Here is a 15,771-nt window from a genome sequence, read left to right on the forward strand (position 1 = left end):
AAAGCCTCTGGCAACCGGCATCCGTCGGCTATGCTGGAGGCGTGCTGCTGTGTTTGTCCATGAGCCATTCTTTCCTACTGGCTGCTTCTGCTGGCCAAGCCGAACCCGGCCAGCTTCTTCCAGGGAGCGTTGGAGAGCTCAACCCGGATCTCCTAACGGCTAGCTACGACTACTCCCTGCCCCCTGAGCGGATCGCGCAAGCCCCTGTGGAGCCACGGGATCAGGCGCGAATGCTGGTGGTGTACCCAGATAGGCACGAGCACCGCCGCTTCTGCGACCTCCCCGACTACCTGCAGGCCGGGGATCTGCTGGTTCTCAACGACACCAAGGTAATCCCAGCCCGGCTATGGGGGGCTAAGGTTTTGCCGGGAAAGGACGCTTCCGGGGCACGGGTGGAGGTTTTGCTGCTGGAGCCCATCCCGGCCAACACCTCCAAGCAGGAGCAAATCTGGCGGGTCTTGGTTAGGCCAGGCAAACGGGTCAAGGTGGGGGATCAAATCCGGTTTTGGGATCGCCAGGGATCCCCGGCTGAACTGGGGGCCACAGTGCTGGCCGTGGACGCGGAGACGGGTGGCCGGGTGGTGCAGTTGACCTGGGAAGGGGCGGATACCTTTGAGCAGATCCTGGGGCGGGTGGGGCGGATCCCGCTCCCTCCCTATCTGAAAGCTGCCCACGCCCTTGATCCGACAAGCGCGGGAGTCCGACCTGAAGACTATCAAACGGTCTGGGCCAGACACCCGGGCTCGGTGGCCGCCTCCACCGCCGGGCTGCATTTTACCCCCCAGCTCTTGGAGCGGCTGGCCCAAAAGGGGATCCAAACTGCCTACATCACCCTCAACATCGGCCTGGGCACCTTCCGCCCGGTGGAGGCGGAGCGAGTAACCGACCACCGCTTGCACAGCGAGTGGCTCAAGGTGCCAGCGGAAACGGTGGCCACTATTCGCGAAACCCAGGCCCAGGGAAGGCGGGTGATTGCCGTGGGGACAACGGTGGTGCGGGCACTGGAAACGGCAGCCCTCTGCGGCACCCTGCAACCCTGGCAGGGAAAAAGCGACCTCTTTATCTACCCCGGCTACTCCTGGCGGGTGGTGCAGGGGCTGATCACCAACTTTCATCTGCCCCGCTCCAGCCTGATGATGCTGGTGGCAGCCTTGATCGGGCGAGAGCGTTTGCTGGATCTCTACCAAGAGGCCATCCGGGAGGGTTATCGGTTCTACTCCTTTGGGGACGGCATGCTGATCCTGCCCTAGGGAGAACCCTGCCCTTTGGCTAAGGGTTTGCCAGGAGGGTCGGCAGGACGGTCTTGGCCAGTGGCAAACCAAGTTTGGAGGCGCTCCCATTCCACTTGGGGGTAACCATCCACCGCCCAGTTGGCCCGCCGCTGCAACATGTGCAGCGGGAAGAAGGTGGCTAGGGCCAAGACCGGGATCCCTTGCGAGCGAGCTGCTTGAATGCCGGCGTAGGTGGCTTCAAAACTCAAGCACTCCTGAGGGGAAAGCCCCATCCGCTCTAAAAGCAGACGGTGCAACTGCCCCGGTGATAGGGCGGGATCCCCTGCCTCGCCGGTTACGCGGTAGCGAAAGTCATGAGTCAGCCGCGCCAGAGCTGGACAGGGGAAGCGCTCCAAAAAAGCCTCCACCTCAGCAGCGGCGTGGCCGCTCACTAGGCCCACCTTGAGCTGCAGCCGCTCCAGCTTCTCTAGGGCCTCTGCCAAACCGGGGACAAGAAGGGATCCCTTCTGCTCCTGCAGAGCCTGTTGATAGTAAAGGGCCTTGCGGCGCAACAACTCTTCTCGTTGCTTGGGGCTGAGCACCCGTCCCTGGGCTTGCCAAAGCGCCGGCAGGCGCTCCCAATCCGGTCGGCCCAGATAGTGCAGCCGGTAGAGCTCCTTTTGCTCCCGGGATCCCAGATCCCAGGGACGCAGGTTCTCCTCCAGCAGCACTTGGTTGATGGCGTGGAGGTGCAGCCCCTCGTCGTCGGCCACCACACCGCTCCAGCTTAGGATCACCCCTTGCAGCGCCATTGGACAGCCTTACCCCCCACTCCTTGCTCTAGGCAGCACGGGCAGGGGGGGCCATGAAGCTGGGGGGGATGGGTTCGGGGACATGCCTTTGCAGGATCGCGTCGATGGCCTGCATTGCCTCCGCCTCCAGCGACCAGCCCCACACGCCGGCTAGGTCCTCCAACTGCTGGCGCTTGCGCGCTCCCCACAGGATTGCACTTACTCCCGGCTGATCCAAGAGCCAGCGCACCGCCAACTGGGGCAGGGTTTTGCCGTAGCGCTCTCGCGCCAGCCGGCTCAGCTCTTCCGCTGCTTGCAAGTAGTGGGAGTAGCGAGGCTCCGCAAACTTGGGATCGATGCCGCCGCGCAGATCTCCAGGCGGAAACTGGGTTTGCGGCGTCAGCCGTCCCCCCAACAGCCCTCGACAGAGGGGGCTGTAGATCAGCGTGGCAATACCGTTGGCACGACAGTAGGGCAGGACATCTGCTTCGATCTGGCGCTCAAACAGGTTATAGGGCGGCTGGACGGTATGCAGGGGAGCCACCTGACGGAAACGCTCCATCTGCGGAGGAGAAAAGTTGCTCACCCCAATGGCGCGGATCTTGCCCTGCTGCAGCAAGCGGCCGAAAAAGGCAGCCGTCTCCTCCAGGGGCTCCAAGGGATCCGGCCAATGCACCTGGTAGATGTCGATCACATCCGTCTGCAGGCGGCGGAGGGAGTTTTCCAGATCCTGAGCCAGCCAACTTAGGCTGCAGTTGCGCACCACCTTGCTGTTAGTCCACTGCAGGCCGGCCTTGGTGGCAATGACTACGCGATCCCGACAGCCGGCATCCCGGATGGCCCGTCCCAAGAGCTCTTCCGAAAGGCCGCGGCCATAGGCCGGAGCCGTGTCAAAGAGCGTAATGCCCAGGTCAATAGCCTTGCGGAGGGTGGCATACGCTTCCTGGGGATCCGCTGGCCCCCACCAATCCCCGGTCATGCTCCAGGTGCCCAGCCCCACGCGGCTAAGTTTTAGCCTCGTCTCGGCAAGCGTAACAAACTCCATGGCAACGTCTGCAGACAGGATCCCGTTTCAGGATGCTAACAGGCGCCAGGGGAGGACAAAGCCGGTTGCGCAGACAACCCACGTGCCTAGCTGCTGGTGGAAAAAGAGTCCGGGCTTTTGCCTCTACTTTCCTAACTAGAGGCTCAGTAGAGTGGGGATTGAAAAATTCACATCGGCATGGCTCTATGAAGTCCATTTTCCGTCTCTGCCTGGGCGGCGTTGTAATCTGGGGATTCCTGCCTTCTGCCCAGGCGCAGGTGGTCACCCCCCTTTTTCCAGAACCTGCCAGAACCCCGATTCCAGTCGAGCCGCTGCCCCCTAGCCAGGATATTCCCACTCTGCCGATTGTGCCAGATCCGCGGCCTGTGCCGCCCACACCCCCCCGGCCAAGGCCGCTGCCGACGGGGACTTTTGAGGAAATCAGCCGCTACTTCCGCGATCTCAACCGGGCCAAGAACTTGGCCCGCCAAGCGGCTGAAATTGCCAACGGGGGCTTGCAGCGCTACCGCGCCGAAGCTGCCATGCACGGGGCGGCCATCGACGCGCCCTTTGAAGAGTTGGAAGATGCCTGGATCTTCACCTTCCGCGGCGGCGAGCCCGGCTTCGTCCAGCCCAGCATCGAAACCCAGGTGCGGGTGGATCGGCGCACCTTCCAGACCACCATCCTCTACAACGGCCCCATCCGCTCTCGGCCCTAAGGAAGCCCTGGGATCCCTGGCATAATCAGAAGAGGGCAAGGGATCGGGGGTATGGCCAAGTTTGTCTTCATCACCGGCGGAGTCGTCTCCAGCATTGGCAAGGGGATCGTGGCAGCCAGCTTGGGGCGTCTGCTCAAGTCCCGCAACTACACCGTGTCGATTTTGAAGCTGGATCCCTACATCAATGTGGATCCCGGCACCATGAGCCCCTACCAGCATGGGGAAGTGTTCGTCACCGACGATGGCGCCGAGACAGACTTGGACTTGGGCCACTACGAGCGCTTCACCGACACCAACATGTCCAAGCTCAACAACGTCACCACCGGCGCCATCTACCAGGCGGTGATCTACAAAGAGCGGCGGGGGGATTACCAAGGCAGCACGGTGCAGGTGATCCCCCATGTTACCCAGGAGATCAAAGAGCGCATCCGGCGGGTGGCCCGCGAGACCAACCCCGACGTGGTGCTGGTGGAGGTGGGGGGCACGGTGGGGGATATCGAGTCTCTGCCCTTTTTGGAGGCCATCCGCCAATTTCGCAAAGATGTGGGCCGGGCCAATGTGGCCTATGTGCATGTTACCCTGGTGCCTCTCATCAAGGCGGCGGGGGAAATGAAAACCAAGCCCACTCAGCACTCAGTCAAGGAGCTGCGCTCGATTGGGATTCAGCCAGATGTGTTGGTGTGCCGCTGCGAGCAGCCCTTGCCCCGCAGCATCAAGGAGAAGATCTCCGAGTTTTGCGACGTGCCGGTGGAATGTGTTATCCAGGCCCAGGATGCCCCCAGCATCTACGATGTGCCCTTGGTGCTGGAGCAGGAAGGGTTGGCGCAGCGGGTTTTGCAGATCCTCAACCTGGAGCCGCAGCAGCCGGATCTGCGCGAGTGGGAGCTCCTGGTGCAGCGGCTGCACCACCCTCAAGAGCAAGTGGAGATCGCCATTGTCGGCAAATACGTGCGCCTTACCGACGCCTACCTCTCGGTAGCGGAAGCCCTGCGCCATGCGGGCCTGGCTCTCAATGCCGGCGTTACTTTGCGCTGGATCTCTTCTGAGGAAGTCGAGGAGCGGGGGCCAGAAGCCCTGCTGGCCGATGTAGACGGCGTGGTGGTGCCGGGTGGGTTTGGCAGCCGCGGCATCGAGGGCAAGGTGGCCACCATTCGCTACGTGCGCGAGCGGGGCATTCCCTTTCTGGGGCTGTGCCTGGGCATGCAGTGTGCGGTGATCGACTGGGGATGCAACATTGCCGGCCTGGAGCGGGCCAACAGCTATGAGTTCGATCCCGACACCCCCCACCCCGTCATCAGCTTGCTGCCGGAGCAGAAAGATGTGGAGCACCTGGGGGGAACCCTGCGCCTGGGCCTCTACCCCTGCCGCATTCTGCCCGACACCCTGGCGGCCAAGCTCTACGGTGAGTCAATTGTCTATGAGCGCCACCGCCATCGCTATGAGTTCAACAACGCCTACCGCAGCCTATTCCTCGAGTCCGGCTACGTGATTAGTGGTGTCTCGCCCGATAACCGCCTGGTGGAAATTATCGAGCTGCCCAGCCACCCCTTTTTCATCGCCACCCAATTCCATCCCGAGTTTCGCTCCCGCCCCAACCGTCCCCATCCCCTCTTTTTGGGGCTGATCGAGGCTGCTTTGCGCAGCCGTTCCCGGCCGCAAGCCCTGCAGTTGCAGAACACAGGCTAGGGCATTGGGGTTAATTCAAGAGTTGTCGTTTCTAGCGCGCTATGCCCCGCCACCGAAAAAAGTCGGATTTGCCCAGCAAAATCTGTCTCACCTGCGGCAGGCCCTTCACCTGGCGCAAGAAGTGGGCCGACTGTTGGTCAGAGGTGAAATACTGTTCTGAGCGGTGTCGCAACCGTCGCCCCAAGGGATCTCTTCCAGCTAACGGTTAGGGCAGATAATGGGATCCCGGACGCAGGGGGGAAGGGTTGTCGATGCGGTTTCTCAAGTGGCTGTTGCACAATCCTCACGAAACCGAAGAGGAGGATCCCTTTTTGCGGGCCATCACCCGCATCGAAAGCCTGATCTCGAAGCTGCTTTCCATCTTGATGATCGGCCTGATTGTGGTGGCCGTGGTGGATTTGGCCCGCTTCCTGGTGGCCGATCTGCTGCGGGAGCCAACCGGGTTTTTCTCCACTACTTTGATCGAGATTTTCGGCCTTTTTTTGAATATCCTGATCGCGCTGGAGATTCTGGAGAACATTACCGCCTACTTGCAAAAGCAGGTGGTGCAGGTGGAGCTGGTGATTGTTACCTCTTTGATCGCGGTGGCGCGCAAGATCATTATTTTTGATTTTGAGAAGCTGGGGGGTCTAGATCTCATTGGGCTGGCAGCGGCAACGCTAGCCCTCTCCGTTAGCTACTGGCTGGTGCGGCGGGCCAAACCCCCATTCCGGTCGGGGGATGAGTAAGGCCGGACGGATCCTGGTAGGATAGGGGCGGAGCTTTCTGGCAAGAAACGTGCGCGTGCCCTCTGGCATCACCCACCTGTTCAAGCTGGCTTTGCTGGCAGTGCTGCTTTGGGTGGGATCCGGCGTTGTTTCGGCTCTGGCCCGCCCGCATTCTTCTTACGATTTGCTCCTGGCACAACAGTTGGGCAAAACCGTGAAAACCTACAACAGTCCTCCCCCCATGGTGATCGACCCGGCCAAGTCCTACACGGCCACGCTGGAGACCACCGCCGGCACGATGGTTTTGGAGCTGTTCCCGCAGGAAGCTCCCCTTGCCGTCAACAATTTTGTCTTTTTGGCCCGGGATCACTTCTACGATGGCGTCATCTTTCACCGTGTCATTCGGGGCTTCATGATTCAGGGCGGGGATCCCACCGGCACGGGGCGAGGCGGGCCGGGGTACCGCTTTCCCGATGAGCCGGTGCAGCGCCCCTACACGCGAGGAACCTTGGCCATGGCCAATGCCGGCCCCAACACCAACGGCAGCCAGTTTTTTATCATGCATGCCGACTATCCCCTGCCGCCCAACTACACCATCTTTGGGCAACTAATCGAGGGGGAGGACGTGTTGGATAAAATTGCTACTGCACCCACCGGCCCGCAGGATCGTCCCCTCAAGCCGGTGGAGATCAAGTCTGTTCGCATCTCGGAATCGAACTAGGTTGGGCCAATCCGGCAAAACAGTTTGGTTAAATTAACTTGGCCTCTGGCCCCATTTTTGCAACTTGCTCTATGGGGGACTCAGGTATGGAGTTCGCTAGGCCCCGGCGAATGTCCCCCCGCATTTTGGCTCTGGATTTTGATGGTGTGCTCTGCGACGGGCGGGCGGAGTATTTTGCCTCTTCCTGTCGGGTCTGCGCCCAGGTGTGGGGCCTTGCTCCTGCCCAGTTGGAGTCGTTGCGCCCTGCCTTCGACCGCCTGCGCCCGCTGATCGAGACCGGCTGGGAGATGCCCCTGCTGCTGTGGGGGCTGCAGCAAGGGATCCCCGAAGACGCTTTGCGCCAAGACTGGCCCGGCTGGCGGCAGCGGTTGTTGCAGGGAGCGGGGATCTCCGAGCAGGCTTTAGCCCAAAGGCTGGATGAGGTGCGGGATCGCTGGATCGAAGAAGATCTGCAGGGCTGGCTGGGGCTGCACCGCTTTTATCCGGGAGTGGCGGCTTGGATGCGCCAGATCCAGGCTGCTGGCGAGCCCCGCCTGGCCATTCTCAGCACCAAGGAGGGGCGGTTTATCCAGCAGCTTTTGCTCCGCGAAGGGATCCAGCTGCCGCGCCACCGTATCCTGGGCAAGGAGGTGCGCGCCCCCAAGGCCACCACCCTCCGGCGGCTGCTAGCAGCGACCCAGGTAGCGCCTGAGGAACTCTGGTTTGTCGAGGATCGCCTGCAGACGCTGCGCCAGGTGCAAAGGGTGCCGGACCTGGAGCAGGTGCTCTTGTTTTTGGCTGCCTGGGGCTACAACCTGCCCGAAGAGCGGCAAGAGGCGGCGCGGGATCCCCACCTCCATTTGCTTAGCCTGGAACAGCTCTTCCAGCCCTTTGAGCAGTGGTTGGCTGCTCCTTCCCCCCGCCTTGCTATCAGCCCGGCCAGCCCGGAAGACTTGAGCCGGGCCCGGCTCACCCCTGGCCGGAAACGCCCGGAAGCCGGTTTGGCCTCGCTGGTGCTGACCTTGGTGGAGCTGCTGCGGCAGTTGATGGAAGCGCAAGTGGTGCGACAGATGGAGGCCAACCGCCTTTCTGCCGAGCAAATCGAGCGGGCCGGCAGCAGCCTCCAGGCCCTGCGGCAGCAAATTCGGCAACTCTGCGCCCTGCTGGAGATCGACCCGGCAGAGCTCAACCTAGATCTGGGGGATCTGGGCTCTCTCTTGCCCCGCCAGGGGGACTACTACCCCGGCCAACCCCACGGCGAGGGATCCCTGCTGGAACTGTTGGATCGGCTGATCAACACCGGGATCGTCATCGACGGCGAGATCGACCTGGGCTTGGCCGACTTAAGCCTCATCCACGCTCGCCTACGATTGGTGCTCACCTCCAGCGCCAAGCTTTCTTGAAACCAGGAAGTGTCGATGGAGACAATTGGGAGAAGAAATGCCAGAAGCAAGCTAGGGAGGCCGGAAATCGCGGTATGCTGGCTTTGGATCCCCGTTAATCTCTCTTCATAGTCTTCCCCTATGGATGTCTTCGCCCCAACCGGAAACCTGCATGCCGGCGCCATTTGGCCGGAGGTGGTGGTTACCCTCACGCTGTTGATCGTCCTGGTGGTGGATTTGGTGGGTGGGTCGGCGGCGCGCAAAAGTCTTCCGGCCCTCTCCCTCTTTGGTTTGCTTGGGGCCTTGGTGACCTTGGTGTTGCAATGGCAGCAGCCCCAGTTGGAGAGCTTCTTGGGCAGCTTTGCCGCGGATCCGGTGAGCATTCTCTTCCGCGGCCTGGTGGTGGCGACGGCAGCCCTGACGGTGATGATGGCGGAGCGCTACTTCCTCCAGGCAGGCGCGCCCACGGGCGAGTTCTATGTGCTGCTCCTCACGGCCACCTTGGGGGGCATGTTCCTCGCCGGGGCGACGGATCTCATCATGGTGTTCGTCTCCTTGGAAACGCTGGGCATCGCCAGCTACCTGATGGCCGGCTACACCAAGCGGGATCCGCGTTCTTCCGAGGCGGCCCTGAAGTATCTGTTGACGGGGGCCAGCAGCACCGCTATCTTCCTCTACGGCATGTCGCTGCTTTATGGCCTGTCGGGGGGGCAGACCCAGTTGGCGGCTATTGCGCCCTACCTGGCCAATGCCGGGCTGGTGGGGATCCTCGCTTTGGTGTTCTGCCTGGGCGGCATTGGCTTTAAGCTGGCGGCGGTGCCTTTCCACCAGTGGACTCCTGATGTCTATGAGGGATCCCCAACGCCGGTGGTGGCCTTCTTGTCGGTGGGATCCAAGGCGGCAGGCTTTGCCCTGGCCATTCGCTTTTTGGCCACCGTCTTTCCGGCGATGACAGAAGAGTGGCGGGCGGTGCTCTCGGTGCTGGCCATTTTGACCATGGTGCTGGGGAATGTGGTGGCGATTGCCCAAACCCGCCTCAAACGACTGCTGGCCTATTCTTCTATTGGGCAGGCGGGCTTTGTCTTGATCGGTTTGGTGGCGGGCACCGAAGCGGGCTATGCCAGCTTGATTTTTTACCTGATGGTCTATTTGGCCATGAACCTAGGGGCTTTTCTGTGTGTCACCCTCTTCAGCCTCAAGACTGGCACCGACGAAATCAACGAGTACAGCGGCCTCTATCAGAAGGATCCCTTTCTCACCCTTTGCCTGAGCATTTGTCTGCTCTCCCTGGGCGGGTTGCCGCCGCTGGCCGGCTTTTTCGGCAAGCTCTATCTCTTCTGGGCCGGCTGGCAGGCAGGAGAATACACGCTGGTGCTGGTGGGCCTGGTGACTAGCGTCATCTCCATCTACTACTACGTGCGGGTGGTGAAAACCATGGTGGTAAAAGAGCCGCAGGAGATGTCGCTTTCGGTGCAAAACTACCCCCCAACCGACTGGCAGGCCGAGGGCATGCCGGCTTTGCGGGTGGGCATGGTGGTGACGCTGGTGGCCACCATCTTCGCTGGCATCCTCTCCAATCCTCTATTTACCCTCTCCACTCAGGCGGTGGAGCAAAGCCCGTTTTTGGGGTTCCCGACAGCCCAGGCTTTTGCTCCAGGGTCGGCCAGCCCTTCTCTGGCCGTTGCAGGATCTGCAGCTTTGCCTAGCCGCGGTTCCTAGACCTTCCTCAAGGGCGCCGCAAGGCACGGGTCCCTTACCCCCAGCCCTTCTCCCTTCGGAAGGGGAAATTTACTGGGACAATTGACCCGATGTTGTTGAGACGGTTTCTGGGCTATCTCAATTCCTGGGATCCCTGACCAGCAGCCGTCCACAACCAAACAGAATCTCAAATACCTTCTAGGCTGACATTGAGAAAGCGGGCGATCTCAGCGGCTTGGTTTTCGATCTCGGCCAGGGGAGGGGGCTGGCCGACGCCGGTGAGGGGGATGTCGCCGCGTCCTTTTATGCGCAAGTAGATGGCGCGGCGAGGGTTGAAGCCCTCTCGCAGCTCCACCCGCAGGCTTTGCACCTCGGCAAAGTCGTATTCTAGGCGCACCTCGCGGTTTTTGCCCGGAAAGCCCTGCCGCACCAGGGTTATCTTCTGGGTGCGGCGGTCGAACTCGTTGTAGCCGCCCCCCAGGTTCCAGTACAGGCTCAGCCATTGATACAGCCCCGCCAGGGATCCGAGCACGCCGTAGAAGAGCATGGCAATGCCCTGGGGAATGAACACCAGGCTGGCGGGATCGGAAAAGGGGAGCAAGTTGCGGTGGAAATAGCTGGAAAGACCCGCCAGGGTAAAGCCCAGCCCACCCCCTGTCAGCGCCACCGCCCAAAAGTAGACGCTGGGCCGCCGCGACCCGATTACGGTGTAGCGCAGCAGGTTTTCCGAGCGAATTTCGGGAACAGTCGCAGACACAGACGGGATCCCTGTCGATTTTCCAAGTTGGCTTCTCCCATTTTATAGGCGGGGAGGAGCTTGCCCTGTGGAGCAGCAAGAGAGTTAGCATTTTTCCGCCGCCAACAACAAGAGCAGCCAGGGGGTTGGTCCTTTTGCAATCCAGCCTCAGGGGGGCGAAGCAGGAGAGGGGGTTAAGCGCTGCGGCCCTCTCCGCTTCTACGCTGGGATCGCCCTCAATTTAGGGCTGAGGCTCGCGCGGCGTCACAATTTCCCCTGCCCCTGGGGTGACGGCTGGAGGTTTAGAGTTGCCAGTGGCGCTGGGAGAGGGGTCGCCCTCAGGGGTGGGAGGAGGGGAAGGGGTCTGGTCTGGCTCGGCAACAGGAGGAGAAGGCTCAGGGTCGGGGGGCTCGGCTGCGGGAGTTGGGGTTGGCAAGGCAGCTTCCTGAGCCGTTCGCTCCCCAAAGGCCGAAAGGGCAATCGCCGCTTCCCCGCGGCTGACCGGCTCAAAGGGGTTAAACGTGCGGATGGGGCCGAAGGTGCGCAACACCGTGGAGGCATTCTCCAGGCTGCGATCCGCCACCAGGGGGGCAACGGCCTCGTCGGGGATCTGGGCCGCATCGGTAAAGCCCCAACGCTCCTCCAGCTCTGCTCGGGATCCCTTGATCTGGCCGGGCGGCAAATCCAGAGGTGCCTTCATGCGGATCAGCTCTGCCCGCGACAGCAGGCTGTTGGGGCGGAACTCGCGGTTGGCATCGCCGACCACCAGGCCGGCAGCTCCCAGGGCCTGGATGTAGCGAAAGTTGGGATCCTCCTCCGGCACATCCAAAAACAAGGGGCGCTCGCCAGCGGATCCCAAACGGATTTGGCGGCTGGGCTGGTCGGCGTGAATGACGTTGTTGGCCAGCACCAACCAGCGGGCAAATTCGCCGCGACGAACGCTACGCTGCGGCTGAAACTCACTGCCAACAATATCGGCAAAGACACCCAGCCGATCCAGATCAGAGACAGCACGGGCCACCAGGGATCCGGGCTCCAGATCCGTGAAACGGCTGCTGACCTGGCTGGGCGGGGGCGTGAAGGAAGCAGGGGGGGTGGCAGGAGCAGAGGGGGAGCGGGATCCCGGCAGAGGCGTGGGCGTCTCCGGTCGGTCGGCGGAGAGAGGGGGAGGCAGGCCCACCGGTCGCACCGCTCTTTGCAGCCGCTCTCCCCACTCGGTTCCCTGACAGGCCGACAACAGCCCCAGCAGCAAGGCAAAACCAGCGGCCCTGAGCCAGGTGCCGGCTGGAGGCAGCGACCGCCTAGACTGCTTGAGCCGATTGAGCTGATGCTGCAATGCTTTCTCCCCCTCTACTGAGCCCATTTGCGGCTGAACTCCTCCAGCACATCCAACAAGTTCAGCAGGCTTTGCATCGGCAACAGATCCGCCAGGGGCAATTCTTTGCGCCCACCCCCCACTTTTACCGGGATCCGTTGCAAGATCTCCGTGACCGCGTCCTCATCCACCTTGCCTGCCCTCACCTGGGGGGCCAGTTGTTCTGCCAAGAGGGTGTGCAGATGGGCATCCCGCAGGTAGAGGTGCCAGCGGGCTACATCGATGTAAACTTCCTCGCCAATGGCAGCGGCCAACTGCTCGATCTCTGGGTTGCTGGGCACTTGGGCCATCGCTCAGCTCCGTCAGTGGTTGCCCTCTGCCGATCATAACTTGGGCCCACCTCAGGGAGAGCTGGCGGCAGAGCGGGCCGGTAGAGGCAGGGCGAAGTTCTCTTGCAACTGCCGCAGCAGCAACAGGTGTTCCAGCGCCAGGCGATCCCGTTCTGTGCGCAACTGGCTCAGTTGGGCCTGAATTTGACGGATATCGGCCTCGTCAGAGTCCCAGGTTTGCAACAGGCGGTAGAGGCGCTCTTGTTGGTTGGCAATCTGCCGGTTCAGGCGGGCCAAGCGGCGGCTGAACTCCCTATCCATTTCCTCGGCCAGCTCGAGGTCGGGCAGCAGAGCCAGGCGATCCCAATGGATGCCCAGGTCGGCCAAGGTGGGGAGGGGCGGATCCAACTCCTTAAGGAGGGGGAAATCGGGAAAAGGCGATAGCTCTATCTCGGGAGAGGCCGGTTGGTTTTGGGCGGGGGTGGAAGCCTGAGAGCCGGCCAGCGGTTGGGTGAGACGGGATCTGGGTGAGGGCAGGTTGGTGGGCTCCAGGGCATGGGGATAAGGACGTGAGTCCTGCGGCGCTGCGAAATGGCTGCCACTGGGGTCAGCCTGGGCCGACAAGGATCCCAGACTAACTAGCCAAAGGCAAACTGCCAAACCGCAAGCTCCGCGAACTGCTTTTTCCACCCTCCACTCCTCAATCTTTCTCAAGCCTGCTCAGAATCATTCCCAGCTCACCTCGTCGCCGAGGTTCGGCGTTGTCTCAAACAAAATTGAGTAGGCATCTTGTTTTTGCCCCGGCTCGAACAGATAGCGCTGGGCAACCCGGGCAGAGGCAGGCACGATGGCCACCCGCACCGGCGGCTCCTCTAGCGACACCAACGGCTGGGGATGCGACCAACGCCAGCCTGCCCAGCCGGCTCCCGCCAAGGCCACCCCAGCCGCTGCCACCCGTCCCCAAGGGGTGCCCCTGCACCGCCGCCAGCTCAGATCGAGCGCCGGCCTGCGGTCCAGCTCCTCGAACACGCGGCTGATCAGCAGCTCTGTTTGGCCAGGATCCAAAGTTGGGGCCTTGAGGTTGGCCAAGCCGGCCTGCAAGGCTGCCAGTTGGCTGTACAGTTGCCGCGCTTGGGGATCGCTGGCCAGCCAGTCTTCCACCTGCCGCGCCTCTTGGGGCGACAATTCCCCATCCAGGTAGGCGCTCAACTGTTCAAAGCGCTCCTCCACCAGCGGCAGTTCTGGCTGGGAGTCCTCGCGGTCGGGGTTAAGGTTGCCGCGAACCATGGTCATTCACCATCGAGGTAGGGTTTTAGGGTGGATTGTAAGCGGGCGCGGGCGCGGGCAATGCGAGACTTAACGGTGCCCAAAGACACTCCTGTGATCTCGGCAATTTCCTCGTAGGCCATCCCCTGAATTTCCCGCAGCAGGATTGTCTGGCGAAAAACCTGAGGCAGGTCGCGGACGGCTTGGTGCAATTGCTCGTAAAACTCGCAGGTGGTGAGGTGCTCATGGGGGCTAGGGCTCTCGCTGGGCAGCTCCCATTCCACCTCACTGTCCCGCATCGAAATCGGGGCATCCAAAGAAAGGGGCTGCTGCTGCCGTTTGCGCTTGCGCAGCTCGTCATAGAACAGGTTGGTGGCAATCCGCCCCAACCAACTGCGAAACTTCGCCGGCTCCTGCAGCCGCTTTAGGTGGCGGTAGGCCCGGATCCAGACTTCCTGGGCCAGGTCGTGCCGGTCAGGCCAGTCGGGGGCCAGGTGGTAGAGCACCTTGTCCACATAGGCCTGGTGACGGCGTATCAGCTCAGCGAAGGCCTCGCGGTGGGGCCGGGATCCCTGCTGGCAGAGCAGCACCAGATCCACGTCAGCGAGCTTTTCGGGCCGCACAGGCACGTCCTTCACCCAGACCGACCAGCGCTGGCCACTGATGTCGCTGAGGGCAGCATCCATAGGTACCCATAGATTATCGAAGGACAACGACGGAGGGATCCCCTCCCAAGCAGAACCTCTGTTAGCTAGACGATAATGGCGCAGTTTGAGTTCCTCCCGCTCGGCCCCCACTCCCCAAACTCAAGGCAGCTGCAAAGGTTCCAGAGGCCGCAGCGGCTACAAGCTCTCGGATTTTGGGGCAGGGGACCCGACCTAGGGCGAACACTCTGCAGGATAGCCCTTGAGCCGGCGACTGGGCTACAGTGGGCTTGCGCTAGGGTCAACCGGCATGAATTCTGATGTCTCTGCTGCCCTCCTCTCCGAGCTCAAGGCGGTGCCGACGCTGGCCCAACTCTCAGCAGCCTCTCTGCAATGGTTGGGATCCCAGGTCAAGCTGCGGGATATCCCGGCGGGACAGGCCCTCTTTATGCAAGATGCCTGGGGCAGCGTAGTTTATCTGATCCTCGCCGGCTGGGCTAAGGTGCGGCGGGCTTTGCGGGCGCAAGACAGCACCAAAACCCTTGCCTTGCTCGGGCCGGGCGCTTGGGTGGGGGAAATGGCGGTGCTGGACGAAGCCCCCCGCTCGCGGGATGTGCTGGCCCTGACCCCGCTGCGGGCGGCCGGGATCCCGGCGGCAACCTTCAAAGCGCTGATGTTGCGGGAGCCGCAACTGTGTTACCAGCTGGCCTGCAGCCTCTCCCGTCGCCTGCGCCTGGCCAATTTGCAGGCCGATCTGGATCGACAAAGCCCCCCGCTGCGGGTGGTGCATGCGCTGGTACAACTGGCAGAGGCCTTTGGCGAGAAAACCGAGCAGGGCGTGCGCATTGTTTACCCTCCCCTCCAGGATTTGGCCGATATCAGCCAGGTCAGCCGGGAGGTAGCGGCGGCGGTGCTGGGCCGCCTGCAACAGCAAGGGGTGATTCAGGTGTTGCCGGAGCACCAGTCTCTGCTGCTGGTGCAGTACGCCAAACTGGTAGAGGCCACCCGCCTGCTCTAGGTGCATCCGTCCTGTTTTGGAGACTGCCCATGCGCCCCCGGCCCATCCCGCCCCGGCCCGGACAAGAATCCGTCTGGGACTACCCGCGCCCGCCCCGCCTGGAGCCAACCGCCGAGCGGGTGGAAGTTTTCTTTAATGGCGAGCTCATCGCCCACAGCTGCCGCTGCTACCGCATCCTGGAAACCAGCCACCCGCCCACCTACTACATCCCCCCCGCCGATGTGCGGCTGGAGTATCTCCGCCCCAGCGCCCGCACCTCCTTCTGCGAGTTCAAAGGATCTGCCCGCTACTGGACGGTGCAAGTTGGATCCCAGGTGGCCGTGGATGCCGCCTGGAGCTATCCGGATCCCAGCCCGGAGTTTTGGCCCATCCGCGACCACCTCGCTTTTTATGCGGGCCGCGTGCAGGAGTGCCGGGTGGATGGAGAACGAGTCCGGCCCCAGCCGGGAGATTTCTACGGCGGCTGGATTACCTCCAAGGTCGTAGGCCCCTTCAAGGGGGAGCCGGGGAGCTGGGACTGGTAGGCTCTAGGCAAGAGGGGATCC

Annotated in this window: 18 protein-coding genes; 10 read left to right on the forward strand and 8 right to left on the reverse strand. The window is 62.2% G+C overall.

Translation table 11 applies throughout. From position 1 onward, the window contains the following. Positions 1-59 precede the first annotated feature (59 nt). Positions 60-1,250 (forward strand): tRNA preQ1(34) S-adenosylmethionine ribosyltransferase-isomerase QueA, encoded by a 1,191-nt coding sequence (queA, locus tag CYA_RS06960; RefSeq protein WP_011430320.1) that lies wholly within the window; start codon positions 60-62, stop codon positions 1,248-1,250. Here the strand turns inward: queA and CYA_RS06965 are convergent. Together CYA_RS06965 and CYA_RS06970 are read right to left on the reverse strand one after the other, a co-directional pair. After that, positions 1,247-2,023, reverse strand: coding sequence for an HAD family hydrolase (locus CYA_RS06965; protein ID WP_011430321.1), 777 nt, complete (start codon positions 2,021-2,023; stop codon positions 1,247-1,249). The genes queA and CYA_RS06965 overlap by 4 nt on opposite strands. A 28-nt stretch (positions 2,024-2,051) precedes the next feature. Beyond that, positions 2,052-3,047 (reverse strand): aldo/keto reductase, encoded by a 996-nt coding sequence (locus CYA_RS06970; protein ID WP_011430322.1) that lies wholly within the window; start codon positions 3,045-3,047, stop codon positions 2,052-2,054. Between the two features lie 185 nt (positions 3,048-3,232). On the opposite strand from CYA_RS06970, the gene CYA_RS06975 reads away from it, so the two are divergent. The 7 genes from CYA_RS06975 to CYA_RS07000 all read left to right on the forward strand — a co-directional run bounded on the left by CYA_RS06975 (position 3,233) and on the right by CYA_RS07000 (position 9,939). After that, positions 3,233-3,745 carry a hypothetical protein gene (locus CYA_RS06975; protein WP_041438337.1) on the forward strand — a complete coding sequence of 171 codons (513 nt, stop codon included), beginning with the start codon at positions 3,233-3,235 and terminating at the stop codon, positions 3,743-3,745. A gap of 51 nt (positions 3,746-3,796) precedes the next feature. Further along, entirely contained in the window at positions 3,797-5,431 is a 1,635-nt protein-coding gene (locus CYA_RS06980; RefSeq protein WP_011430324.1) for a CTP synthase, read from the forward strand. A gap of 41 nt (positions 5,432-5,472) precedes the next feature. Next, the gene (locus CYA_RS14110; RefSeq protein ID WP_071813515.1) at positions 5,473-5,640 is read left to right on the forward strand and encodes a DUF2256 domain-containing protein; all 168 of its coding nucleotides are present in this window, start codon (positions 5,473-5,475) and stop codon (positions 5,638-5,640) included. A 42-nt stretch (positions 5,641-5,682) separates the two neighbouring features. After that, positions 5,683-6,159 carry a phosphate-starvation-inducible PsiE family protein gene (locus CYA_RS06985; RefSeq protein ID WP_011430326.1) on the forward strand — a complete coding sequence of 159 codons (477 nt, stop codon included), beginning with the start codon at positions 5,683-5,685 and terminating at the stop codon, positions 6,157-6,159. 220 nt (positions 6,160-6,379) lie between these two features. Then, a complete protein-coding gene (locus CYA_RS06990; protein WP_011430327.1) occupies positions 6,380-6,859 on the forward strand; it encodes a peptidylprolyl isomerase in 480 nt (159 codons plus the stop codon). Between the two features lie 110 nt (positions 6,860-6,969). Then, positions 6,970-8,241 carry a gas vesicle protein GvpJ gene (gene gvpJ, locus CYA_RS06995; RefSeq protein WP_228375199.1) on the forward strand — a complete coding sequence of 424 codons (1,272 nt, stop codon included), beginning with the start codon at positions 6,970-6,972 and terminating at the stop codon, positions 8,239-8,241. 120 nt (positions 8,242-8,361) lie between these two features. Next, complete coding sequence (locus CYA_RS07000) at positions 8,362-9,939, forward strand: NAD(P)H-quinone oxidoreductase subunit N (RefSeq protein ID WP_011430329.1); 1,578 nt, start codon at positions 8,362-8,364, stop codon at positions 9,937-9,939. 166 nt (positions 9,940-10,105) lie between these two features. Here the strand turns inward: CYA_RS07000 and CYA_RS07005 are convergent, their stop codons facing one another. From CYA_RS07005 to CYA_RS07030, 6 genes are all read right to left on the reverse strand, one after another. Next, the gene (locus CYA_RS07005) at positions 10,106-10,675 is read right to left on the reverse strand and encodes a photosystem I assembly protein Ycf4 (RefSeq protein WP_011430330.1); all 570 of its coding nucleotides are present in this window, start codon (positions 10,673-10,675) and stop codon (positions 10,106-10,108) included. A 220-nt stretch (positions 10,676-10,895) separates the two neighbouring features. After that, complete coding sequence (locus CYA_RS07010; RefSeq protein WP_011430331.1) at positions 10,896-12,017, reverse strand: S-layer homology domain-containing protein; 1,122 nt, start codon at positions 12,015-12,017, stop codon at positions 10,896-10,898. Further along, on the reverse strand, positions 12,005-12,319 hold the full coding sequence (locus CYA_RS07015; protein ID WP_011430332.1) for a DUF3181 family protein: 315 nt from the start codon (positions 12,317-12,319) through the stop codon (positions 12,005-12,007). Before CYA_RS07015 ends, CYA_RS07010 begins: the two co-directional genes overlap by 13 nt. Positions 12,320-12,370: 51 nt before the next feature. Beyond that, complete coding sequence (locus tag CYA_RS07020; RefSeq protein ID WP_228375200.1) at positions 12,371-12,958, reverse strand: hypothetical protein; 588 nt, start codon at positions 12,956-12,958, stop codon at positions 12,371-12,373. A 66-nt stretch (positions 12,959-13,024) separates the two neighbouring features. Further along, the gene (locus CYA_RS07025; RefSeq protein ID WP_071813516.1) at positions 13,025-13,591 is read right to left on the reverse strand and encodes an anti-sigma factor family protein; all 567 of its coding nucleotides are present in this window, start codon (positions 13,589-13,591) and stop codon (positions 13,025-13,027) included. After that, entirely contained in the window at positions 13,588-14,250 is a 663-nt protein-coding gene (locus tag CYA_RS07030; RefSeq protein ID WP_011430335.1) for a sigma-70 family RNA polymerase sigma factor, read from the reverse strand. The genes CYA_RS07025 and CYA_RS07030 overlap by 4 nt, the downstream gene beginning before the upstream one ends. Positions 14,251-14,518: 268 nt before the next feature. Between CYA_RS07030 and CYA_RS15630 the strand changes: the two genes are divergently transcribed. Beyond that, entirely contained in the window at positions 14,519-15,226 is a 708-nt protein-coding gene (locus CYA_RS15630) for a Crp/Fnr family transcriptional regulator (RefSeq protein WP_011430336.1), read from the forward strand. Between the two features lie 29 nt (positions 15,227-15,255). Next, positions 15,256-15,750, forward strand: a complete 495-nt coding sequence (locus tag CYA_RS07040; RefSeq protein ID WP_011430337.1) for a DUF427 domain-containing protein — start codon at positions 15,256-15,258, stop codon at positions 15,748-15,750. The last annotated feature ends 21 nt before the right edge of the window (positions 15,751-15,771 follow it).

The sequence above is a fragment of the Synechococcus sp. JA-3-3Ab genome, assembly GCF_000013205.1.
Classification (GTDB): Bacteria; Cyanobacteriota; Cyanobacteriia; order Thermostichales; family Thermostichaceae; genus Thermostichus.

Excerpts from the sequence above, each read along its gene's own strand:
- queA (WP_011430320.1), top strand. The coding sequence starts at position 60 with ATGAGCCATTCTTTCCTACTGGCTGCTTCTGCTGGCCAAGCCGAACCC.
- CYA_RS06965 (WP_011430321.1), bottom strand. The coding sequence starts at position 2,023 with ATGGCGCTGCAAGGGGTGATCCTAAGCTGGAGCGGTGTGGTGGCCGAC.
- CYA_RS06970 (WP_011430322.1), bottom strand. The coding sequence starts at position 3,047 with ATGGAGTTTGTTACGCTTGCCGAGACGAGGCTAAAACTTAGCCGCGTG.
- CYA_RS06975 (WP_041438337.1), top strand. The coding sequence starts at position 3,233 with ATGAAGTCCATTTTCCGTCTCTGCCTGGGCGGCGTTGTAATCTGGGGA.
- CYA_RS06980 (WP_011430324.1), top strand. The coding sequence starts at position 3,797 with ATGGCCAAGTTTGTCTTCATCACCGGCGGAGTCGTCTCCAGCATTGGC.
- CYA_RS14110 (WP_071813515.1), top strand. The coding sequence starts at position 5,473 with ATGCCCCGCCACCGAAAAAAGTCGGATTTGCCCAGCAAAATCTGTCTC.
- CYA_RS06985 (WP_011430326.1), top strand. The coding sequence starts at position 5,683 with ATGCGGTTTCTCAAGTGGCTGTTGCACAATCCTCACGAAACCGAAGAG.
- CYA_RS06990 (WP_011430327.1), top strand. The coding sequence starts at position 6,380 with ATGGTGATCGACCCGGCCAAGTCCTACACGGCCACGCTGGAGACCACC.
- gvpJ (WP_228375199.1), top strand. The coding sequence starts at position 6,970 with ATGTCCCCCCGCATTTTGGCTCTGGATTTTGATGGTGTGCTCTGCGAC.
- CYA_RS07000 (WP_011430329.1), top strand. The coding sequence starts at position 8,362 with ATGGATGTCTTCGCCCCAACCGGAAACCTGCATGCCGGCGCCATTTGG.
- CYA_RS07010 (WP_011430331.1), bottom strand. The coding sequence starts at position 12,017 with ATGGGCTCAGTAGAGGGGGAGAAAGCATTGCAGCATCAGCTCAATCGG.
- CYA_RS07015 (WP_011430332.1), bottom strand. The coding sequence starts at position 12,319 with ATGGCCCAAGTGCCCAGCAACCCAGAGATCGAGCAGTTGGCCGCTGCC.
- CYA_RS07025 (WP_071813516.1), bottom strand. The coding sequence starts at position 13,591 with ATGACCATGGTTCGCGGCAACCTTAACCCCGACCGCGAGGACTCCCAG.
- CYA_RS07030 (WP_011430335.1), bottom strand. The coding sequence starts at position 14,250 with ATGGATGCTGCCCTCAGCGACATCAGTGGCCAGCGCTGGTCGGTCTGG.
- CYA_RS15630 (WP_011430336.1), top strand. The coding sequence starts at position 14,519 with ATGAATTCTGATGTCTCTGCTGCCCTCCTCTCCGAGCTCAAGGCGGTG.
- CYA_RS07040 (WP_011430337.1), top strand. The coding sequence starts at position 15,256 with ATGCGCCCCCGGCCCATCCCGCCCCGGCCCGGACAAGAATCCGTCTGG.